Here is a 19,985-nt window from a genome sequence, read left to right on the forward strand (position 1 = left end):
AGGAATGGCCACACTGAGCCAAATCGTCCTGATCGCGGCCGTCATCACGGCGGGGTTGATCGCCGGCTTGTTCTACGCGTACACGTGCTCGGTGATGCCGGGGCTGGGGCGGGCGGACGCCCGGACCTACGTGACGGGGATGCGGGAGATCAACATCGCGATCCTCAACGGCTGGTTCGCGCTGAGCTTCGGCGGCGCGCCGTTGCTCGCGGCGGCCGCGGCGGCACTGCATTTCAAGGCGGAACTGCGGCCCGCGCTGCCGTGGCTCATCGCGGGGTTCGCCCTGCTGCTGGTGATGCTGATCGTGACGATGGCGATCAACGTGCCGCTGAACAACGCGCTCGAAGCGGGTTTCGACGGCGACAGCACCGACTTCGAGGCCCTGCGGGCGAAGTTCGAGGGTGTCTGGGAACGGTGGAACCTGGTCCGGACCTTGGCCGCGATCGGCGGTTTCGGGGCACTGGTGGGCGGGCTGATCGCGCACGTCCGCGCCTGACGTGTGTCAGGAAAGGGTCGTTCAGGACAAAAGATGTCTTGAACGACCCTTTCCTGACATCAGGCGTCGAGAAGCGCCAGAAGCTGCGGCGCGAACGCGACGGCCTCGGCCGCGAAACCACCGTGGTCACCGGGGAAGTAGACCGGCTCCACGCCGAGCCGGGCGGCCGCGAGCACCGCCGCCTCGTGCGCGGGCTGCCCGGCCGAGTCCTTCCCGACGCCGACGACGATCCGGGTCTCCGACGCCTTCAGCGCTTCGTAGTCCGGAGTGAACTCCCCGATCATCTTCATCAGGTGCACGACGAAGAACTCCATATTCGTCCGCATCTCCGGCGGGAGCGCGCTCCAGTCCATCTCGAAACCGGCGTCGGCCATGAACTTGGCCATCGCCGCCTCGATGCCCTGTTCGCGGTGGAGGCGCTGCAGTTCGTCCGGGTCACCGTCGGGTCGGCCGGGCAGCAGGCTCGTCAGCGGGGGTTCGTGCGCCAGGAGCGTCTTGACCCGCCCGGGATGACGGGTGACGAGGTCGAAAGCCTGCATGCAACCACCGCTGGACGCGAAGATCACCGCCGGTTCCGTGCTCACGCTGTCGAGCAGGCGCAGCGCGTCGCCGGTGTGGGCCTCGATCCGTTGCTCCCCGTCCGGATCGTCGAGCGTGCTGCGGGAGATCCCGCGCGGGTCGTAGGTGATCACCGTGTAGTGCTCCGCGAGCAGGCCCGCGATCGGCGCGAACATCGCGGAATCGGCCGCGCCACCGGGAACGCACAGCAGAACCGGGCCGCTGCCGGTCACGGTGTGGTGCAGCCGGGCGCCGGGGACGTCGAGAACGGCCATCGGATGACCCCTTCCTCTTTTCGGACTTGTCGCCCACCGACGAACGGTGACGCCGCGGACAGACAGCCGGGAGTCAGGAGATTTCGGCGAGTTTTCCCGACAGGTAGGCGCGCTCGGCGTCGGTACCGGCGAGCGCGAGTGCCTCGCGGTACGCGCCGGCGGCCTCCTCGAGCCGGTCGAGCCGCCGGAGCAGGTCCGCGCGGGTCGCGGGAAGCAGGTGGTAGCCGGGGAGAGCGCCGTCCGCGGTGAGCTTGTCGACCAGTTCGAGCCCGGCCTCGGGACCTTCGGCCATGGCGACGGCGACCGCGCGGTTCAGTTCGACGACGGGTGAAGGCACGAACCGCAGCAGTTCCCCGTAGAGCGCGGCGATCTGCGCCCAGTCGGTGTCGGAGGCGCGGGCGGCCGTCGCGTGGCAGGCGGCGATGGCGGCCTGGATCTGGTACTGCCCGGCGACACCGTGACGGAGCGCGGTCTCCAGCAACTCGGTGCCCTCGGCGATCTCGGCGGTGTTCCAGCCGCCGCGGTCCTGGTCTTCGAGCGAGACGAGCGTGCCCTGCGCGTCGACGCGGGTGGCGCGGCGGGCGTCGTGCAGGAGCAGCAGGGCCAGCAGCCCGAGGACCTCCGGCTCTCCCGGCATCAGGCTCGCGAGGATCCGCGCGAGCCTGATGGCCTCCGCGGACAGGTCGGGCCGGAGCAGATCTGTACCGGCACTGGCCGAGTAGCCCTCGTTGAACAGCAGGTACAGCATCCCCAGCACCGCGGCAGTGCGTTCGGGCAGCAGATCAGCCGGCGGGACCCGGTACGGGATGCCCGCCGTGCGGATCTTCCGTTTCACCCGGACCAGACGCTGCGACATCGTCGCCTCGGAGACGAGGAAGGCGCGCGCGATCTCGGCGGTGGTGAGCCCGGCCAGGGTCCGCAACGCGAGCGCGACCTGCCCTTCGAGCGGCAGCGCGGGGTGGCAGCAGGTGAAGATCAGCCGAAGCCGGTCGTCGTGGACGCCGCTCTCGTCCCAGTCCGGCTCGGCGGGGACGTTCAGTTCGGCGGCTTCGCGTAGTTTCGCCGCGCCGACGGCCTCTCGCCGGATCCGGTCGGTGGCGCGGTTGCGGGCCGCCGTCGTCAGCCAGGCGCCGGGTTTCGCCGGGACGCCGTCACGTGGCCAGGTGCGCAACGCGAGCGCGAACGCCTCTTGGAGACATTCCTCGGCGAGGTCCCAGTCGCCGGTGACGCGGATCAGCGTGGCGATCACCTGCCCCGACTCCTCGCGGAACGCCCGCGTGATCGCGGCGTCGAGTTCGGTGGTCACCTGAGGAGCCCTTCCAGCAGCGGCACGATCTCCTCCGGCGCCGGGTACGCGGTGATCTCGTCCCGCAACCGCCCTGCCGCCTCCCGGTAGGACGGTTCCCTCAGCACCGTGGACACGGCGTCGCGGATGTCCCGCGGTGTCGCGTCGATGACGTCGAGGACGGTGCCGAGCCCGAGTTCGGTGACCCGATCGCCGTTGTGGGGCTGGTCGGCGCCCATCGGGAGCAGCACCATCGGCAGCCCGTGGGCGAGCGCGCCGAGCAGGCTGCCCGAACCGCCGTGGCTGAGGACGGCGTCGCAGTACGGGAGGACGTCGTCCTGCGGCAGGTACCGCGTGAGGTGGAGGTGCTCGGGCTGCGGGCCGAACTCGGCGGGATCGACGAGGTTCCCGACGGTCACCACACAGGTCGCGTCGACCTCCCGCAGGCCTGCCAGTGCCCGGGCGAACAGGTCGCCGGATTCGGTGTTGAAGATCGTGCCGAGGGTGAAGTAGACGGTGGGACGGCCTTCGACGTGCCACTCCGGCGCCGGTCCGCGACCGGGAAGGGGGCTGTGGAACGGCCGCGCGGTCGGCGGCAACGGGAACCGGGGGTCGCGGAAGCTCGCGGGGAACGGGGAAAGCACGAGGTGCCGGTACGCCATCTCCAGGTTTCGTTGCGGCGGGAGGCCGTGGACGGCGCGGATCTCGTTGAGCGCGTCGTCGATCAGTTCGGCGCGGATGAGCACGCCCGCCGCGATCACCAGGACGGTGGCGTGCGGGAGGCCGAGGCGTTCGGCGGCGATCATCGCGCCGTGATCGGCTTCGTCGCACACGAGCAGATCCGGTTCCCAGTCCTCGCAGAGCGCCATGACGTCCTTCGCCCGCTGGGGCGCGGTGCGGCGGACGAAACCGTCACGGAGGTCGCTGTCCTCGCGGTCCCTGTCGACGGGGAGCAACGGGCGAAGTCCGCCGCCGTCGCTGCCGAGGTTCGGCCCCGACGGGAACGCGGTGAACCCCGTCGCCTCGACGACCGGGACCATCAGCGGCTCGCCGGTGAACGCGATCGTGTGGCCCGCGCCGGCGAGCGCGTGGGCGAGGGGGAGCAGCGGCCGGAAGTGGCCGTTGCCGCCGGCGAAGGTGAACAGGACACGCATGTCAGCGACCCTATCGGCGGGCTGGCGGCGCTACCCTGCTGCGGTGATCGATACGGACGCCGACGAGGTCCGGCTGTGCGCGCTGGAAGGCTGCGAGAATCCTTTGCCCCCTCCCGCGGTGGACGCCGAGGGGAAACGCAAGGGTGGCCGTCCCTCGGCCTATTGCGGCAAGGCCCACGCCGACGCCGCCTCGCGGGCCCGGCGGGCGGCCGCGGTGGCGAGCGTGGCCGATCCGCTGCTGGAGGTCCGCAGGATCGCCGACGAGTTCACGCCGGCGGCGTCGTCGCTCGTGGAACTGCTGGACGCGATGCGTTCGCGGTTCGACGACGCCGGAGAGGCGGCGCTGGGCCGGGTGACCGAAGCGGAGACCGACGCCGCGACGGCCCGGCGCGAGGCCGAGGACGCTCAGCAGGCGGCGGCGAGGGCCGACACGGCGCGCGCGACCGCGCTGGCCGCGTCCCGCGACGACAAGGCGGCGAAGGTCAAGGCGGAACGCGCCGCCGAACAGGCCTTGAAGGACGCGGAGGAGACCCGGCAGCGTTCGTGGGCCGAGGTCGCCGCGCACGAACGGGCCCGCGGTGCCGCGGAAGCCGCGACCGTCGCGGCGGAACGTGCCCGTGACGAGCTGGTCGCCGAGCTCCGGACGCTGCGTGAGGAGAAGACCCGGCTGACCACGGAGCTGGCCGAGCGCGACACGGCACTGGCCAGGGCGGCCGCGGAGCGCGCGGCCCTGCAGGACCGGCTCGACGAGGCCAAGGCGCGGGCGGCGGTGTCCGAAAAGGACTCGGCAGGGCTTCGGGCGTCCCTCGCGGAAGAACATACGGCCAGGAGCCTCGCCGAAGCCCGGGCGACGGCTCTCGCCGAGGAGCTGGAGCGGGCACACGCCCGCGCGGCCGCCGATCAGGCGCGGTACGACGACGTCGTCCGGCGGCTTGCCACCCCTTCGCGCGAATCGGCTGTGGAGCGTTCCGAGCTGACGTAGAGTGCCGCTCACCATCCAGGGTTGGGGGCACGAGCTGTGAGCGGGTACGAGGTCGAGATCGGTCAGCTGCGGGCCGCGGCCAAGGCGGCGGGTTCCGCCGCGGACCAGGCCAGAGCCGTGGAACCGGGCACCGGCTTGGGTGCGATCGCGACTGCGTTGCCGGGCGGGGAGGCCGCCAAGGGCGCGCCCACGCTGGCGTCGACATGCACCGAGCGGGCGAAGGGGTGGGCCGGCGAGATCGACCGCTGGAGCGAATCGATCACCAAGGCCGCCAAGGCGTACTCCGAAAACGAGAACTCCGCGGAGGAGGCGTTCGGAGGATGACGGTCGGCTACGGCGACGTCCGCGAATGGGACGCCGAGGCACTCCACGCGGCGGCGACCGATCTGGGTGGCCGCCGGGACAAACTCGTCGGGCTGCAGGACGAACTCGACGACGCCAGGAAACTGCCCGACTGGCGTGGCCCTGCGGGCGAGCGCGCCCGCGATTCGCTGGGCGACACCCGGAACAAGGCCGAGATCCTGATCGCCGAGCTGTCCGCCGTCGAACGTGCCCTGCAGAACGCGTCGGACGACGTGTCCGCGCTGAAGACCAGGGTCGCCAACAACGATTCCCTCGCCGGCACCTACCAGTTCAGCGTCGCCGCCGACGGCGCCATCGTGGACGGCAAACCCGCCGACCCGCCGCCGAAGTCACGGTTCGAGGCCGAAGAGCGCGCCGAGTCCCAGCGGCACCGCGAGACCATCCGGAAGCAGCTGGAGCAGGAATCGAAGGCGATCCTCACCACGGCGAACAGCATCGACGCCGCCCTCGCCCGGGTGATGCGGCTCGTGCAGGACGGCCAGATCAGCGACCACGAGGCGACCGACCTGGCAGGCGCCAAGAAGGGCGGGCAGATCGACGCCGGTGTGATCGAGATGGAGCAGGCGCTGCGCGACGCCGGGCTGCTGAGCGGGCCACCCGCGTCCGGCCACTATCGGCAGTGGCTCGAGAACGCCGTCCGCCGGGGTGTATCGATCGACACCATCAAGAAGATCGCCGACGACCACGACATCACGCCGGAGGACTTCAAGGTCCTCGACGGGATGGAAGAGATCCGCGAGGACGAGGACGGCGACGGGACCTACAAGTCGTACTTCCTGATGCCGACCGACGTCAGCGGTGACGACGCCGCCAAGGCGGTGCGGATGACCTACATCCTCAACGCGGGCACCGATTACGGCGCCGGAGGCGAGAAGACCGACTTCGCGCCGACACCGTATGGATCCGAGGAGCTGCGACGGATCACCGACCGGCAGCGGGAGAACTCCTGGAGCTACGACGACGACGTGGGTTTCGTGCACGGCAACGGCGGGCGGCTGGCGACCACCCCGAACGGCATGATGATGGGCCTGGGCGGGAACCTCATCCAGGACCAGTTCAGCCAGCAGGGCGGGACCGCCTGGGGTGACACGTTCATGCTGAACATCGACGACGCGAAGGATCCGGCGCAGCAGCTGCGGGAGGTGGCGAAGTCGGGACACGCCTGGTACGAGGACGACAACGGCGCGTCCCAGGGCTCGCTCGACCTGGATCGGTTGCTGCACCACGAGGAGCGCCACTCCCAGCAATGGGCACGCGAAGGCTATGCCGGATTCCTCGCCTCCTACGCGTGGGAGAAGGTCACCGGCGGCAACGAAACCGAGGAAGACGCGGGACTCACCGATGGCGGATATCACTAAGCGGGTCTGCGCCGCCTTGCTCGTGGTGGCGGTGACCGCGGCGTGTGACACCAAGGCGCAGTTCGCGCCGTCGCTGCCGCCGGAGGCCGGGTTCCGCGTCGATGGCGGCGTCTTGAAACTGTGGACGGGCACCCCCTGCGAGGGCGTCACCGGTCTGCGGCTGACCTTCGACTCCGGTACGCAGGACAGCACGGAGCAGGTGTGGGCTGCGCCGCGGCCGGGTGTGCGGGTCGAGCGGCTGGACTTGCTGGGTGGTTCCTCTTCGGACGCCGGTGGTCTCCAAGTCCGGACACCGTTGCCCTCGGCGTACGACTGGACGAAGGCGGGCTCGGTCAGCATCGCCGTCGACGGTCCGAAGGCGTTCGGTGCCAAGGCCGACGTCGCCCAGGTGCTGCGTGAGTCGGCCGGGCATCCGACCGGGAGCTACCTGTTCGGCCGGAGCGGGTGGATGGACGCGGCGGCGGTGCAGCGCGAGAACCGGAAGTCGTTCCTGACCGTCTGTACTCCCGATCCGGCATGACGGCCTCGCGGACGGTGGTGCGACGCGTCGTGCTCGGCGCGTTCGTCGGTGTCGTGGCGGTGATCGTGCTGCTCGTCGGCAGCGCGGTGCTCAGCGCGACCGGGCTGTCGTCGGATCCGCACGGGTACGGGATGTTCGCGGGAATCCTGTTCGGGACGGTCCTGACGCCGGTCGCGCTGGTGCTGTGGCTGCTCTACCGCCGGCTGCGCCGCCGCGGTAACTGACCCGGCCACGGCCGCGACAGTGTCGTCCGTCCAGTCACGTGTGTCGTCCGTCGGATCACGCGTGTCGTCCACTCAATCACGCGAGAACGCTTAGGAGGGAAGCTCGGTCCCCGAGGTACCGGAACCACCGGTGACCAGCTGCTCGACCCCGTCCAGGATCCGCGCCAGCCCGAACCGGAAGGTGTGCAGCGGCGCGCTCGCCGCACCGTGGGTCTCCCCGGCGGCCTGCCCGATGCGCGCCGCCAGCGGGAAGAGGCCGGCGTCGGCTTCGGGGATCTCCGCGAGCACGGGCGCGCTGGCCGTCCACCACTCCATGTCCGTCAGGCCGGAGCGCCGCACGAGACTCGCCGATTCCACCGAACCGCGTGCGATGCCCTGGACGAAGCCGTTGACCATCGCCACGACGGCGTCCATCTCCAGGTCGGTGAGCCCGATCGCGTCGACGGCCTTCAGCTCGCGTTCGTGCTTCGCGAAGGTGTGCGGGCCGAGCGGGAGACGGCCGGTGGTGAGCTGGAGCATCCAGGGATGCCGGTGGTACATCTCCCAGGCGTCCTCGGCGAGGACCGTCATCGTGACCCGCCAGTCGTGACTGGCCGGCGGATCGGTCAGCTCACCATGAACCCGGTCCATCATCAGGTCGAGCAGCTCGGCGCGGCTGTGGATGTAGGTGTAGATCGTCATGGGGGAGACGCCGAGCTTTTCCGCGCCCCGGCGCACCGACAGCGAGGTGATGCCCTCGGTGTCGGCGATCTCGATCGCGGCGGTGACGATCTCGTCGACGGTGAGCTTCGGTTTGGGGCCGCGGCGGGGTTTCTCACGCACGCCCCAGAGCAGTTCGATGGTCCGCCGTGGGTCGCCCGCCCCGGTGTGGTCCGCGTCCGTCATCACGTTCTCTCTACGGTGTACAGAGTTGTGTTATCCTGAACTGTACACCGTACAGAGATTGGGGTTGAGTGGCGTCTCACGACGGCTTCGGCAGTGTCGCTTTCGAACCGAAAAATCCCCCTCGGACCAGCGGATTCGTCTTCTGGAACGCCGAGAGGAACACGCCGGGGGCCGGGGAGGTGACGGTCGCTCTCCCCGAGATCACCACGGTGCCGTGCGTCCGGCTGCCGATGGCCGAGGCGCTTCCGGCGCTGCTGCGTCTCAAGGAGAGCGACGACGACTCCGCGCGTTTCTGGAGCACGGCCGCCACGGCGGCGTTGAAGCTCGCCGAGGCGGGCAGGCTGCTTCCCGGGCTCACGGAGTCCGATGTGGACGCCTGGCGCGCCGGCCCGCTGGAACCGGCCGACGCCGCTTGGCTGCGCGAGCTGTCCGAAGCGATGCCCGCGCGAGCGCGGGCGATCCCGAGCGAGGGAAACCTCCTGCCGGCGCGGTATCCGCTGCTGCGCGCGTTCCTCGACGCCGTGGCCGACACCCTTCCCCGCACGCCCGCCGCCGCGCAGGCGGCCGGGGTGAAGGCGTTCGCCGCGGCGCCTTCGCACCGTGTTCCGCAGTTGCGGGACTGGGCGGCCGAGGTCGCGGCCGGGCTGGATTCCGGGGTCCGGGTCTCGATACGGATCGAAGCGCCGGGTGACGACTTCACGATCGGCCGGTTCAGCGGGGTCGTCCAGGTGCACAGCCTGGCCGATCCCGGTGTCCTGGCCGACGCCGCCGCGCTCTGGGCGGGTGACGACCGGTTCGGTCCGAGGGCGCGGATCGACGTGATGCTGGCGCTGCGCCGGGCCGCGCAGGTGTGGCCGCCGCTGGAACCCCTGCTCGGCGCGGCGGTCCCCGACGAGGTCGGGCTCGGCGACACCGACATCACCGAACTGCTCACCACCGCGGCGCCGCTGCTGGCCACGGCGGGTATCGACGTGCACTGGCCCGCCGATCTCGCCCGCGACCTGAGCGCGAAGGCGGTGGTCGGCGGCGGTGACGCGCCGCCCGCCGATCTTCCGTCGTTCTTCGCCGGCGGCACGCTGCTGCAGTTCGACTGGCAGCTGGCCCTCGGCGGTGCGCCGCTCACAGCGGCCGAGATGGACGCGCTGGCCGAGGCCCACCGTCCCGTCGTGCGCCTGCGCGATCAGTGGGTGCTCGTCGACCCGGCTCTCGCGGCGAAGGCGCGGGATCGCGCGCTCAAGCCGCTCACGCCGATCGACGCGCTCGGTGCCGCCTTGAGCGGGACCACCGAGATCGACGGTGAACGCGTCGACGTCCTCACCGACGGCTGGCTCGCCGCGTTGCGGGAGCGGCTGCTCGCCCCGCCGGAGCCGCAGGCGCCGCCGCGAGGCCTGGCCGCGACCTTGCGCGATTACCAGATGCGCGGCCTGCAGTGGCTCACCGCCATGACCTCGATCGGGCTCGGCGGCTGTCTCGCCGACGACATGGGTCTCGGCAAGACGATCACGCTGATCTCGCTGCATCTGCATCGCGCGGACGGTCCGACGCTGGTCGTCTGCCCGGCCTCGTTGCTGGGGAACTGGGAACGCGAGATCACCAAGTTCGCCCCCGGTGTCCCGGTGCGGCGGTTCCACGGCGCGGAACGCTCACTCGAAGACCTCGGCGACGGCTTCGTGCTCACCACCTACGGCACTCTGCGCGTGGATCCGGAACCGCTGGGGTCCGTCCACTGGGGACTGCTGGTGGCCGACGAGGCCCAGCACGTCAAGAATCATCGCTCCGGCACGGCGAAGGCGTTGCGGACGCTGACGTCGTCGGCGCGGGTGGCACTCACGGGCACCCCGGTGGAGAACAACCTCGCCGAACTGTGGGCGATCCTCGACTGGACGACACCGGGCCTACTCGGCACGATGGCCGATTTCCGTCGGGTATGGGCGAAACCGGTCGAGTCCGGAAAGGACCCGGAAGCGGCGGAGCGCCTGTCCCGGCTCGTCCGCCCCTTCCTGCTGCGCCGCCGCAAATCCGATCCGGGGATCGCGCCGGAGCTGCCCGCCAAGACCGAGACCGACCGGCCGGTGACGCTCACGGCCGAGCAGGCGGCGTTGTACGAGGCGACGGTGCGCGAGCTGATGGCCGAGATCGCCGGGAGCGAGGGCATCGCGCGCCGCGGCCGGATCGTCAAACTGCTCACCGGGCTCAAGCAGATCTGCAACCATCCCGCGCAGTACCTCAAGGAGCCCTCGGACGCGGTGCTGGACGGCCGGTCGGGCAAGCTCGAGCTGCTCGACGAACTGCTGGGCACGATCCTCGCCGAGGACGGCGCGGTGCTGGTGTTCACGCAGTACGTCGCCATGGCACGGCTGCTGGAACGGCATCTCGCGCAGCGTGGGATCGGCACGCAGCTGTTGCACGGTGGCACCCCGGTGCCCAAACGCGAGGATCTCGTGCGCCGGTTCCAGGCCGGTGAGGTGCCGGTGTTCCTGTTGTCGCTCAAGGCGGCGGGGACCGGGCTCAACCTGACGCGCGCCGATCACGTCGTGCATTACGACCGCTGGTGGAACCCCGCGGTGGAGGACCAGGCGACCGACCGCGCGTACCGGATCGGGCAGACCCGGCCGGTGCAGGTGCACCGGCTCATCGCCGAGGGCACCGTCGAGGACCGCATCGCGGCGATGCTGCGGGAGAAGCGTGCGCTCGCCGACGCGGTGCTCGCGGGCGGCGAGGCCGCCTTGACCGAACTGACCGACGAGGAGCTGGCCGATCTGGTCGAGTTGAGGAGCCGCCGATGAGCACGCCTGAAGATCGCGTCCGCGGTTTCCCCGCTTTCGGCGCTCAGGGTGGACGAGGTCAGTTCGCTCGCTCGTGGTGGGGTCGCGCGTGGATCAGCGCGATGGAGGACACCGCGCTGGATCTGCGGCAGCTGAAACAGGGCCGCAAGTACGCCGCGGCGGGCCGGGTCGGTCCGATCACGGTCAGCCCGGGGCGGATCGCCGCGGTGGTCGACGATCAGGAAGGGCAGTACCGCACCGAGGTCCGGCTCGCGGAGCTGACCGGTGACGAGTGGGACCGCTTCCTCGACCGGGTCGCCTCGCGTGCCGGGCATCTCGCCGCGTTGCTGGACCGGGACATGCCGCACGACCTCGTCGAGGCCGCCGACGACGCCGGGGTGCATCTGCTGCCCGGGATCGGTGACCTCGATCCGGATTGCGACTGCCCCGGCTGGGAGCTGCCGTGCCGCCATGCCGCGGCGCTGTCGTTCCAGGCGTCGTGGCTGCTCGACGCCGACCCGTTCGTGCTGTTGCTGATGCGCGGCAAGGGGGAGCGGGAGCTGCTCGACGAGCTGCAGCGGCGCAACGCGCCCCGGTTCGTGCGCACCGGGGACGACGACATCGACGCCGAGCGGGCGTACGCCGGCGAGCCCGGCCCGTTGCCGGATCTCGCCGCGTTCGCGCCCACCGGAGGCCCGACCGTGCCCGGGGCGCCCGAGATCCCGGCCGAGGCCTTCGCCCTGCTGATCGACAACGCGCGACAGATGGCCGGTGCGCTCTTGGCGTCGCAGCCGAAGCTCACCCGCAAGCAGGACGCCGTCCGCCTCGCCGCCACTCGCCCGGAGACCGTGGAGAGGCTGCGCCCGGCCGAGCACGGTGAGGACTTCGATCGCGCGGTGCTCGCGTGGCGGCACGGCGGCCGTGCCGGTCTCGACGCCCTGGAGACCGTATGGACGCCGCCGTCGCAGGCGATGGGCCGGGCACGGGCCGCCTTCGCCGAGGTCGTGGACGATCCCGGCGAAGGACTGGACGTCGAACGCAACCGCTGCACCGTTCACGGGACAGGGGTGCAGGTGCGGCTGGGCAAGGACGGGCTCTGGTACCCGTACCGGGATCAGTGGCCCGCTGGTCCGCCCGAAGCCGATCCGGGCGCGTTGTTCGCCGCGTTGCTCGGCTGATCCCACTGCCGTCCTCGCCGCAGCTGCTCCAGGTGCGGCGAGGACAGGTGGAGGATCTGATACCGGACCTCGTCGGATTCCGGTGCCTCGTCCGCCCACAGGCTGTAGCGGACGACCTGCCAGGTCCGCGGGTCGACGGCCAGCGCGCCCGAATGCGCGCCGTCCTGGCGCAGGTGCTCGCGGAGCCCGTCGAGTGCTTCGCCGAGGAAGGCCACCGGGTCGGTCTCGTCGGGGATCCGCACGATGTGCTTTCCCGCCGCGACCGGGGACGAGCCGAACGCGGGCCCTTCCTCGAAGCCGAGCACGGTCCAGTGCTGCACGGCGGGACGCCCGAAGGATTCGACGATGCCGCTGAACGGTCCGCCGAACAGGAAGGCGTTCATCCCGGCTTCGTCGTGCCACAGATAGAACGGCGAGTACTGGTTCAGCGTCGAGCCGTCGACGCCGCGCTCACGGATCCCGTACACCTTCAGCCCCAGGCCGCCGAAGTCGTCGAGCAGATGCCCGCGGGTGGCGACGCGGTCGCGGATGATGCCCATGTCGTAGTCGGCGGGGAGGGTGATCTCGTACTGCATCGCATGCATGCCGTACATACTAGTAGGTACAGAGATCGTCTTCGCCCCAGATCGTGGTGCTGCCGAAACTTGAAGCATGACAACAGGAAACGAGCACAGACCCGTCCTGATCGTCGGAGCGGGCGTAGCCGGACTCGCGCTCGGCAACTTCCTCCTGCGCGAGGGAATCCCTTGTGTCGTGTTCGAACGGCGCGGCCGCGAGTACGTCGAGCGACGGCAGCGCGCCGGGGTCATCGACACCAGGGCCACGCGCGTCTTCCGGAAACGAGGCCTCGAAGACCGCGTGGTCGGCGGGACTCCCATCAAGCCGACGCTCGGCTTCCGCGTCGACGGACAGCCGAGGCCCCTGACGCTCTCCCTCGAAGAACACGGGGAAGGCAGGCTCTGCCCTCAACAGGTCCTCGTCCGGAACCTCATCACCGCGTTCGAGGAGGACGGAGGCGACCTGCGGTTCGACACCGAGGTTTCCGTGGAGGACATCGGCGAACGCCCATGCGTCCGGCTCGGCGACGGGACGATCGTCGAAGGAGCCTTCATCGCCGGATGCGACGGCAACCACGGCGCCTCCCGCGCCGCCATCCCCGAGGACAGGATCACCCGCCACACCCACGAATACGGCTACGCGTGGCTGGTCGTCCTCGCCGACGTACCCGCCACCCACCAGACCGTGATGGCGATCCACCGGCGCGGATTCGCGGCCCAGTTCGCCCGGGGTCCGCGCGCGAGCCGGTTCTACCTCCAGTGCCCGCTCGAGGACACCACCGAAGACTGGCCGGACGAACGGATCTGGAGCGAACTCGAAACGCGCTTCGGTGAACCACCCGCCACAACGGGCGCGATCGTGGAGAAACAATTACTGCCGCTGCGTGGCGAAGTGCTCAGCCCGATGAGCCACGGCAGGCTCCACCTGCTCGGCGACGCCGCGCACATCATCCCGCCGATGAGCGCGAAGGGAATGAACCTCGCGCTGTACGACGCCAACGCCTTCGCCGACGCGCTTATCCACTACTACAAAGAGGGCGACACGGGTCCGCTCGATGCGTACTCAGACGACCGTCTGCGTGAAGTGTGGAACTACCAGGCCTTCGCGACCTGGTTCACCGACACCGTCCACGACGCCGGCGATCCGTCTCACCGAGGGGAGTTCCGGCATCGGGTGGCGCGCGCCGACTTCGACCGCCTGTACAACTCCGCGACGGCGAACCGGCTGCTGAGCGAATTCGTCGCCGGGTTGACCTGAGCGGCTATTTCCGGCTGAGCCGGACGATCCCTTCGTCGCCCTGCACCGCGACGACGACGATCACCTGGCGGTTGATCTGATGGGCCATCCCCGGCGGACCGGACACCGCGGCGCCCATCCCGCCCGAGGCCGGGGCGAGCCCCACCTTCCCGGCCTGGACCGCGACCGAGAGCGGTCCGGCGCCGCCGTCGTTGGGGATCTGGTCGCCGGTCCGGACGAGCACCTCGCACTCACCGTCGGCGCAGGCCCTCAGATCCCGTCCGTCCGCCGCCACGAACGGCGCACCGGACGGGGCCGCCGCCCCCAGCATCGGCGCGCTCTCCACGGAAGGCGTCGAACTCGCCGCCGCGAAGATCGGCGTCGGCGCGGCCGTCGCACAGCCGGCGGCGAACAGCGCCACGGGGACCAGGACCAGGCATCTTCGGCGATCGACCATGACCGAGGAACGTAGCCGACCCGAGAGCCCTTGCATGCACCCGAATTCCGCAATCCTGCGGCTGTTCGCAGTGCTCGGCGGCGGTCCGGCCGGGTGAATCGGCCGGACCGCCGCAGCACGTGGTCATACGGGCACCGAGAGTCCCGGCCGTGTTCGCCGCCTGATCACGCGAGATCCGCCTCCGATCACGCGAGTGCGCCCTTCAATCACGCGAGATCGCCGATCGCGCACGCGTACGACGCGCTCAGACCTCCGCGCGCGAGACGATCGCCCGCGTGTCCACTCCGGACGGAAGCGTCCCGAACGCGACACCCCAGTCGCCGCCCAGCCGCGACGCGCAGAACGCGTCGGCCACGGCCGGCGTCCCGTGCCGCACCAGCAGCGAACCCTGCAGCACCAGCGCCATCGACTCGACCAGCCGACGCGCCCGGTACTCGATGTCCGACAGATCGGACAGCTCTTTGCGCAGCCTGCCCACCGCGTCGTCCAGCCGCGCGTCGGCACCGGAGGCCTGCTCGACCTCGGTGAAATACGCCGCCACCGACTCGGGTTGCTTCGCCATCGCCCGCAGCGCGTCCAGCGCCGCGACGTTGCCCGAACCCTCCCAGATCGACATCAGCGGAGCCTCGCGGTAGAGCCGCGGCATCCCCGATTCCTCGACGTACCCGTTGCCGCCCAGGCATTCCAGCGCCTCGACCGCATGCGACGGACCACGCTTGCACACCCAGTACTTCGTCACCGCCAGCCCCAGCCGCCGGAACGCCTGCTCCTGCTCGTCCTCCGGCCGGTCGGTGGCCGACGCCAGCCGCATCCCGACCGTCGTCGCCGCCTCCGACTCCACGACGAGGTCCGCCAGCACGTTGCCCATCAAAGGCTGATCCACCAGATTCGCCCCGAACGCACGACGATGCCGCGCGTGGTGGATCGCCCGCACCGCGCCGTACCGCATCCCCGCGGCGCTGCCGACCGCGCAGTCCAGCCGGGTGTTGTTGACCATCTCGATGATGGTGCGCACCCCGCGGCCCTCCTCGCCGACCAGCCAGCCGATCGCGTCGTCGTACTCGATCTCCGACGACGCGTTGGACCGGTTGCCCAGCTTGTCCTTCAGCCGCTGCAACCGGATCCCGTTGCGCGAGCCGTCCGGCAGGACACGGGGGAGCAGGAAACACGACAGCCCGCCCGGCGCCTGAGCCAGCGTCAGGAACATGTCCGACATCGGCGCCGAGGTGAACCACTTGTGCCCGACGATCACATAGCTACCGTCACCCAGCGGACGCGCCGTGGTCGTGTTCGCCCGGACGTCGGACCCGCCCTGCTTCTCCGTCATCGACATCCCGGCGATGAGGCCGCGCTTCGAACTCGGCTCACGCAGCCCGAAGTCGTACTCCGTCGCCGCCAGCAACGGCTCGTACCGCGCGGACAGCTCGGGATTGAACCGCAGCGCCGGCACCGCCGCGTACGTCATCGAAATCGGGCACGTGTGCCCCGCGTCGACCTGGCCCCAGACGTACATCTTCGCCGCCCGCGCCGCGTGCGCGCCCGGGCGGGGATCCCGCCACGGCGCCGCATGCAGCCCGTAGGACACCGCGACGTCCATCAGCTCGTGCCAGTACGGGTGGAACTCGACCTCGTCGATCCGGTTCCCGACCCGGTCGTGCGTCCGCAGCACCGGCTCGTTCTCGTTGACCAGCCTGCCCCACTCCTGCGCCTGCTCACTCCCGGCGAGCCTGCCGAGGGCGTGCACCTCGGCCACCGCCCAGCCCGCGCCCGCCCGCTCCAGCCCTTCCAGCAAGGCCGGATCGGCGGCGACGTCGTACTCCGCCAGCGGCGGGACCTGATTGGTGACCTCATGAGTGACCGGCATCGGAACCTCCCAAGGAACGCAGGACGAAAGTGCGCAGCCCGGACACCTCGTCCGCACTGCCGGTGGTCAACGGGCCGATCAGCACCTCGGCGGCCGCGCCGACGAGCGCCGCCGCGGTGACGTCCGCGTCCTGGGCGGGCAGGACCCCGGACCGGACACCGTCGGCCACGTGCTGGGCCACGACGTCACGGAACGCGCGCCGGAACACCAGCCGCTCGGCCTCGATCGGCGCGTCGACAGGCTCGGCCAGCAGCGCGTACGCCATCCGTGGCGTCTTCAACGCCCGGCTCGCGAAGGTGTCGAAGACCGCCACAACCCGCTCCGCGGGCGTACCGGGCCGCTCCGACACCTCGCGCACAGCTTCGACCTCGCGCGTGACGACCTTGCGGAACAGCTCCACGACCAGCGCGGCCTTGGTGGGGTAGTGGCGGTACACGCTGCCGACCGCCACCCCCGCCCGTTCCGCGACCGCCGACACCGAGCAGCCCGCGTACCCGCGCTCGGCCAACTGCTCCATGGCGGCGGCGAGGACGGCGTCGCGCTGAGCGTCCAAACGCTCCTGGACCTTCGGTGTACGTCGATACGGCACCCAAGAAGTGAAGCACCGATTCACACCTTCAGTCAACGCACCTTGGCGAGCCCTTCGACGGCCTTGGCGATGCCCTTCTTGTCATAAGCACTGGTCGGCATCGTCGCCGCATGCGCGTGCCGGACCACCCCGTCCCGGTCGAACAGCACACTGCCCGACTGCTGCAGCAGTTTCTTCCCCAGCCCGAAGGCCTCGTGCGGCGTCCCGCCCCGACCGGTCACCACCCGGAAGGGCACCTCGCGCTTCGCCCGCCACGCCTCGGCCTCCGCCCGCTCCTCGGGGACGGCGACCAGCACCCGCACGTCGGCGGCGGCCAGCTCCTCCGCGCGCCCCACGAGATCCTTCACATGGCCGTTGCACACCGGGCACGAGGTCGACCGCATGAAATAGATCAGCACGTTCCCCGTGCCACGGAACTCCGCAAGCCGCACGACCTGCCCAGACGTGTCCTCCAGAACGACATCAGGGACAGCGGAACCGATTTCCAGCATTGAAGAACTCCTCAACAGAAGGTCAGGAAGCAGGGTTGTCGAGAGAGGCACGGACCGCCGCCCGCGCGCGATGCAGCCGGGACTTCATCGCGGCCGGGCTCAGCCCGAGCGCGTCGGCCACCACACGGCCCGGATGCCCCTGGATGTCACGCATGATCAAGACGCGACGCTGATCGGACGGCAACTCGGCGATCGCCGCGGCCACCCGCTGCGCCTCCAGCCGATCCAAGGCGTCCTCTTCGGCCGACACCATCACCACGGAATCCGCCAGATCGTCACCATGCCACGCCCGGCGCGCCCGCCGGAGACATTCATTGCGCACGATCCGGAACATCCACGACGCCAGCGCACCGGTGGCCCGCAGCGAGCCGATCTTCCGATACAGGATGATCAGCGCCTCCTGCGCCGAATCCTCCGCGTCCTCAGGCGAAGCGCACAGCGACCGCGCGAACCGCTGCACATGCGGATGGGAACCCGAGACCAGAGCGGCGATGGCGGACGCGTCCCCGCCCTGCGCCGCCACGATCAACGAATCCCGCGGCCAATCGGCCTCCACGACGAACCTCCTCCCGCGCCGAGCTTGTCCCGGCCCTTACAAGAGCCGGGGACACCACGAAAGGATTCAGCCCCGCTCACGTGACCCCGCTCACCCCAGCCGGCGCACCACGAATCCCACGTCACCCGATGGCATGATCGCCGCTATGACATGGACCGCCCCCGAGGTCACCCGGCCGTCCGGCGACACCGCCGCCGACGAGCGGATCCTCCTGCCCTCCCTGCTGACCTGGCACCGCAGCACCTTCCTCCACAAACTCGCCGGTCTCACCGGGGAACAGCTCGCCACGGCGTCGGTCCCGCCCTCCAACCTCACCCTCCTCGGCCTCGTCCGGCACCTCGCCAAGGTCGAACGCTTCTGGTTCCGCCTGCGCTACGCCGCACAGGACATCGAACCCCTCTACGACCCCGCCCTCGGCAAGGACCACGACTTCGAAGTCCTCGACGCGACCAAAGCCGAAGAGGCCTACGACATCCTCCTCGAAGAGATCCGGCTCGCCGACGAGGCGGCCGCCGGAGGATCGCTCGACGACACCTTCGACCTCGGCGGAAACCCGTTCTCACTCCGCATGCTCTACGTCCACATGATCGGCGAATACGCCCGCCACAACGGCCACGCCGACCTCATCCGCGAACGCGTCGACGGCCACACGGGAGCCTGACCATGGACTACGGATTCATCGGCGCGGGGGAGATCACCGCCGCCATCGTCGAAGGCCTCAGCAAGGACGTCACCGACCCGCCCCGGATCTTCCTCTCACCCCGCAGCCGCAGTGTCGGGCATGAACTCTCCGCCCGCTTCGCCAACGTCGAAGTCCGCGACAGCAACCAAGCCGTCGTCGACAGCGCCTCGACGATCATCCTCGCCGTCCGCCCGCCCATCGCCGAAGAAGTCCTCCGCGACCTCACCTTCCGCCCCGAGCACGTCCTGATCAGCGCCCTCGCCGGCGTGCCCCTCGACCGGCTGCGCGACTGGGCCGCCCCCGCCCGCGAAGTCGTCCGGAGCATCCCGCTGCCACCCGCCGCGCGCCGCCAAAGCCTCACCGCGATGTACCCCGACAACCCCGAAGCCCGAACCCTCTTCGACAGCATCGGCGGCAGCGTCGTCCCCGCCGCCGAGAAGGACCTCGACATCTTCAGCGGCGCCACCGCCACCTTCGCCGCCCACCTCGACTACCTCGGCACCATCGCCGCCTGGATGACCGACCAGGGCATCGACGACACCACGGCGACCGCCTTCACCAGCCACATCTTCGGCCAGCTCGGCCAGTCCCTCGCCGAACAGAACGGCTCCCTCGAAACCCTCACCGGCAAGCACATGACCCCCGGCGGGCTCAACGAACAGTTCCTCACCGACCTGCGCACCAACGGCGTCCCCGACACCGTCCGCGAGGCCCTCGACGGAATCCTCACCAGACTGCGGGACAAGTGATCATCATCGACAAGCTGCGGGCGGCCGGGTGCGTCTTCGCCGAAGACGAAGCCCGGCTCCTCACCGCCGAAGCCCGCACCCCGGCCGAACTCGACACCATGGTCCAACGCCGCGTCGACGGCGAACCACTCGAAGTCATCCTCGGCTGGGCCGAATTCCACGGACTCCGCATCGCCGTCGAACCCGGCGTCTTCGTGCCACGGCAACGCTCCGAACTCCTTGTCCGCCACGCCGTCACCCTCGCCGGACCGGGAGTGGTGGTCCTCGACCTCTGCTGCGGAACCGGCGCGCTCGGCGCCGCCATCGCCGCCGAACTCGGCGACATCCGGCTCTACGCGGCCGACATCGAACCCGCCGCCGTCCGCTGCGCCCGCAAGAACGTCGCCCAAGCCGGGGGAGAGGTCTTCGAAGGCGACCTGTACGCACCACTTCCCACGTCGCTACAAGGCCGCGTCGACATCCTGGTCGTCAACGCCCCGTACGTCCCCACCGACGCCATCGCGATGATGCCGCCCGAGGCGAGAGACCACGAACCCCGCGTCGCACTCGACGGCGGACACGACGGCGTCGACGTCCACCGCCGCGTCGCCGCCGAAGCCCTCCACTGGCTCGCACCAGGCGGGCACCTGCTCATCGAAACCGGCGAAAGCCAAGCCGTAAGCACCGCGGAAGCCATGGCACACAACGGTTTGACCCCCGAAGTGATCACCGACGAAGACCTGTACGCGACGATTGTTGTCGGTGCCCGGGTCTAGGGTCG

22 protein-coding genes are annotated in these 19,985 nt (G+C 70.3%); 12 read left to right on the top strand and 10 right to left on the bottom strand.

What is annotated here, in order from left to right; genetic code table 11:
• The first annotated feature begins 4 nt into the window (after positions 1–4).
• Positions 5–496 (top strand): anthrone oxygenase family protein, encoded by a 492-nt coding sequence (locus tag AJAP_RS18730; protein WP_038513438.1) that lies wholly within the window; start codon positions 5–7, stop codon positions 494–496.
• A gap of 59 nt (positions 497–555) precedes the next feature.
• Here AJAP_RS18730 and AJAP_RS18735 read toward each other — a convergent pair whose 3' ends face one another.
• The 3 genes from AJAP_RS18735 to AJAP_RS18745 form a co-directional block, all read right to left on the bottom strand.
• Entirely contained in the window at positions 556–1,329 is a 774-nt protein-coding gene (locus tag AJAP_RS18735) for an alpha/beta fold hydrolase (protein WP_038513441.1), read from the bottom strand.
• 73 nt (positions 1,330–1,402) lie between these two features.
• Positions 1,403–2,635 carry an RNA polymerase sigma factor gene (locus AJAP_RS18740; RefSeq protein ID WP_038513444.1) on the bottom strand — a complete coding sequence of 411 codons (1,233 nt, stop codon included), beginning with the start codon at positions 2,633–2,635 and terminating at the stop codon, positions 1,403–1,405.
• The gene (locus AJAP_RS18745; protein ID WP_038513446.1) at positions 2,632–3,768 is read right to left on the bottom strand and encodes a glycosyltransferase; all 1,137 of its coding nucleotides are present in this window, start codon (positions 3,766–3,768) and stop codon (positions 2,632–2,634) included. Before AJAP_RS18745 ends, AJAP_RS18740 begins: the two co-directional genes overlap by 4 nt.
• 43 nt (positions 3,769–3,811) lie before the next feature.
• Here AJAP_RS18745 and AJAP_RS18750 point away from each other — a divergent pair, with 43 nt between their 5' ends.
• The 5 genes from AJAP_RS18750 to AJAP_RS18770 are packed head-to-tail and all read left to right on the top strand — an operon-like array spanning position 3,812 to position 7,215.
• Positions 3,812–4,750: a hypothetical protein gene (locus tag AJAP_RS18750; RefSeq protein WP_038513450.1), complete on the top strand. Its 939-nt coding sequence runs from the start codon at positions 3,812–3,814 to the stop codon at positions 4,748–4,750.
• Between the two features lie 21 nt (positions 4,751–4,771).
• Positions 4,772–5,074 (top strand): hypothetical protein, encoded by a 303-nt coding sequence (locus AJAP_RS18755; RefSeq protein ID WP_228694979.1) that lies wholly within the window; start codon positions 4,772–4,774, stop codon positions 5,072–5,074.
• Positions 5,071–6,471, top strand: coding sequence for a WXG100 family type VII secretion target (locus AJAP_RS43015; RefSeq protein ID WP_084098233.1), 1,401 nt, complete (start codon positions 5,071–5,073; stop codon positions 6,469–6,471). Before AJAP_RS18755 ends, AJAP_RS43015 begins: the two co-directional genes overlap by 4 nt.
• Positions 6,455–6,991: a hypothetical protein gene (locus AJAP_RS18765; protein WP_038513454.1), complete on the top strand. Its 537-nt coding sequence runs from the start codon at positions 6,455–6,457 to the stop codon at positions 6,989–6,991. Before AJAP_RS43015 ends, AJAP_RS18765 begins: the two co-directional genes overlap by 17 nt.
• Positions 6,988–7,215 (top strand): hypothetical protein, encoded by a 228-nt coding sequence (locus AJAP_RS18770; protein WP_038513457.1) that lies wholly within the window; start codon positions 6,988–6,990, stop codon positions 7,213–7,215. Before AJAP_RS18765 ends, AJAP_RS18770 begins: the two co-directional genes overlap by 4 nt.
• 90 nt (positions 7,216–7,305) lie before the next feature.
• Here the strand turns inward: AJAP_RS18770 and AJAP_RS18775 are convergent, their stop codons facing one another.
• The gene (locus AJAP_RS18775; protein WP_038513460.1) at positions 7,306–8,100 is read right to left on the bottom strand and encodes a TetR/AcrR family transcriptional regulator C-terminal domain-containing protein; all 795 of its coding nucleotides are present in this window, start codon (positions 8,098–8,100) and stop codon (positions 7,306–7,308) included.
• A gap of 68 nt (positions 8,101–8,168) precedes the next feature.
• Here AJAP_RS18775 and AJAP_RS18780 point away from each other — a divergent pair, with 68 nt between their 5' ends.
• Together AJAP_RS18780 and AJAP_RS18785 are read left to right on the top strand one after the other, a co-directional pair.
• On the top strand, positions 8,169–10,886 hold the full coding sequence (locus tag AJAP_RS18780) for a DEAD/DEAH box helicase (RefSeq protein ID WP_038513463.1): 2,718 nt from the start codon (positions 8,169–8,171) through the stop codon (positions 10,884–10,886).
• Positions 10,883–12,043, top strand: a complete 1,161-nt coding sequence (locus tag AJAP_RS18785; RefSeq protein WP_038513465.1) for an SWIM zinc finger family protein — start codon at positions 10,883–10,885, stop codon at positions 12,041–12,043. Before AJAP_RS18780 ends, AJAP_RS18785 begins: the two co-directional genes overlap by 4 nt.
• Here the strand turns inward: AJAP_RS18785 and AJAP_RS18790 are convergent.
• Positions 11,980–12,627 carry a DUF4865 family protein gene (locus AJAP_RS18790; protein WP_038523385.1) on the bottom strand — a complete coding sequence of 216 codons (648 nt, stop codon included), beginning with the start codon at positions 12,625–12,627 and terminating at the stop codon, positions 11,980–11,982. The two genes, AJAP_RS18785 and AJAP_RS18790, sit on opposite strands and share 64 nt — an antisense overlap.
• 67 nt (positions 12,628–12,694) lie before the next feature.
• On the opposite strand from AJAP_RS18790, the gene AJAP_RS18795 reads away from it, so the two are divergent.
• Positions 12,695–13,858, top strand: a complete 1,164-nt coding sequence (locus tag AJAP_RS18795) for a 4-hydroxybenzoate 3-monooxygenase (protein WP_038513468.1) — start codon at positions 12,695–12,697, stop codon at positions 13,856–13,858.
• A gap of 4 nt (positions 13,859–13,862) precedes the next feature.
• On the opposite strand, the gene AJAP_RS18800 is transcribed toward AJAP_RS18795, so the two are convergent.
• The 5 genes from AJAP_RS18800 to AJAP_RS18820 all read right to left on the bottom strand — a co-directional run bounded on the left by AJAP_RS18800 (position 13,863) and on the right by AJAP_RS18820 (position 17,794).
• Entirely contained in the window at positions 13,863–14,294 is a 432-nt protein-coding gene (locus AJAP_RS18800; RefSeq protein WP_051972820.1) for a hypothetical protein, read from the bottom strand.
• A 244-nt stretch (positions 14,295–14,538) separates the two neighbouring features.
• Positions 14,539–16,158, bottom strand: coding sequence for an acyl-CoA dehydrogenase family protein (locus AJAP_RS18805; RefSeq protein WP_038513472.1), 1,620 nt, complete (start codon positions 16,156–16,158; stop codon positions 14,539–14,541).
• Positions 16,142–16,747 (bottom strand): TetR/AcrR family transcriptional regulator, encoded by a 606-nt coding sequence (locus tag AJAP_RS18810; protein WP_038513474.1) that lies wholly within the window; start codon positions 16,745–16,747, stop codon positions 16,142–16,144. Before AJAP_RS18810 ends, AJAP_RS18805 begins: the two co-directional genes overlap by 17 nt.
• 32 nt (positions 16,748–16,779) lie before the next feature.
• Positions 16,780–17,238 carry a peroxiredoxin family protein gene (locus AJAP_RS18815; protein ID WP_038513476.1) on the bottom strand — a complete coding sequence of 153 codons (459 nt, stop codon included), beginning with the start codon at positions 17,236–17,238 and terminating at the stop codon, positions 16,780–16,782.
• A 22-nt stretch (positions 17,239–17,260) separates the two neighbouring features.
• Positions 17,261–17,794 carry an RNA polymerase sigma factor gene (locus AJAP_RS18820; protein ID WP_038513478.1) on the bottom strand — a complete coding sequence of 178 codons (534 nt, stop codon included), beginning with the start codon at positions 17,792–17,794 and terminating at the stop codon, positions 17,261–17,263.
• Between the two features lie 133 nt (positions 17,795–17,927).
• Between AJAP_RS18820 and AJAP_RS18825 the strand changes: the two genes are divergently transcribed.
• Genes AJAP_RS18825 through AJAP_RS18835 form a run of 3 tightly spaced genes read left to right on the top strand, consistent with a single transcriptional unit; the run spans position 17,928 to position 19,980 of the window.
• Positions 17,928–18,455 (top strand): DinB family protein, encoded by a 528-nt coding sequence (locus AJAP_RS18825; protein WP_081975793.1) that lies wholly within the window; start codon positions 17,928–17,930, stop codon positions 18,453–18,455.
• A 2-nt stretch (positions 18,456–18,457) separates the two neighbouring features.
• Entirely contained in the window at positions 18,458–19,225 is a 768-nt protein-coding gene (locus AJAP_RS18830; protein WP_038513481.1) for an NAD(P)-binding domain-containing protein, read from the top strand.
• Entirely contained in the window at positions 19,222–19,980 is a 759-nt protein-coding gene (locus AJAP_RS18835; protein WP_038513484.1) for a putative protein N(5)-glutamine methyltransferase, read from the top strand. Before AJAP_RS18830 ends, AJAP_RS18835 begins: the two co-directional genes overlap by 4 nt.
• Positions 19,981–19,985 lie beyond the last annotated feature (5 nt).

This window comes from Amycolatopsis japonica (assembly GCF_000732925.1).
Classification (GTDB): domain Bacteria; phylum Actinomycetota; class Actinomycetes; order Mycobacteriales; family Pseudonocardiaceae; genus Amycolatopsis; species Amycolatopsis japonica.

Coding starts and splice junctions, on each gene's coding strand:
- AJAP_RS18730 (WP_038513438.1), top strand. CDS start 5: ATGGCCACACTGAGCCAAATCGTCCTGATCGCGGCCGTCATCACGGCG.
- AJAP_RS18735 (WP_038513441.1), bottom strand. CDS start 1,329: ATGGCCGTTCTCGACGTCCCCGGCGCCCGGCTGCACCACACCGTGACC.
- AJAP_RS18745 (WP_038513446.1), bottom strand. CDS start 3,768: ATGCGTGTCCTGTTCACCTTCGCCGGCGGCAACGGCCACTTCCGGCCG.
- AJAP_RS43015 (WP_084098233.1), top strand. CDS start 5,071: ATGACGGTCGGCTACGGCGACGTCCGCGAATGGGACGCCGAGGCACTC.
- AJAP_RS18765 (WP_038513454.1), top strand. CDS start 6,455: ATGGCGGATATCACTAAGCGGGTCTGCGCCGCCTTGCTCGTGGTGGCG.
- AJAP_RS18770 (WP_038513457.1), top strand. CDS start 6,988: ATGACGGCCTCGCGGACGGTGGTGCGACGCGTCGTGCTCGGCGCGTTC.
- AJAP_RS18775 (WP_038513460.1), bottom strand. CDS start 8,100: ATGACGGACGCGGACCACACCGGGGCGGGCGACCCACGGCGGACCATC.
- AJAP_RS18785 (WP_038513465.1), top strand. CDS start 10,883: ATGAGCACGCCTGAAGATCGCGTCCGCGGTTTCCCCGCTTTCGGCGCT.
- AJAP_RS18790 (WP_038523385.1), bottom strand. CDS start 12,627: ATGCATGCGATGCAGTACGAGATCACCCTCCCCGCCGACTACGACATG.
- AJAP_RS18795 (WP_038513468.1), top strand. CDS start 12,695: ATGACAACAGGAAACGAGCACAGACCCGTCCTGATCGTCGGAGCGGGC.
- AJAP_RS18800 (WP_051972820.1), bottom strand. CDS start 14,294: ATGGTCGATCGCCGAAGATGCCTGGTCCTGGTCCCCGTGGCGCTGTTC.
- AJAP_RS18805 (WP_038513472.1), bottom strand. CDS start 16,158: ATGCCGGTCACTCATGAGGTCACCAATCAGGTCCCGCCGCTGGCGGAG.
- AJAP_RS18815 (WP_038513476.1), bottom strand. CDS start 17,238: ATGCTGGAAATCGGTTCCGCTGTCCCTGATGTCGTTCTGGAGGACACG.
- AJAP_RS18825 (WP_081975793.1), top strand. CDS start 17,928: ATGATCGCCGCTATGACATGGACCGCCCCCGAGGTCACCCGGCCGTCC.
- AJAP_RS18830 (WP_038513481.1), top strand. CDS start 18,458: ATGGACTACGGATTCATCGGCGCGGGGGAGATCACCGCCGCCATCGTC.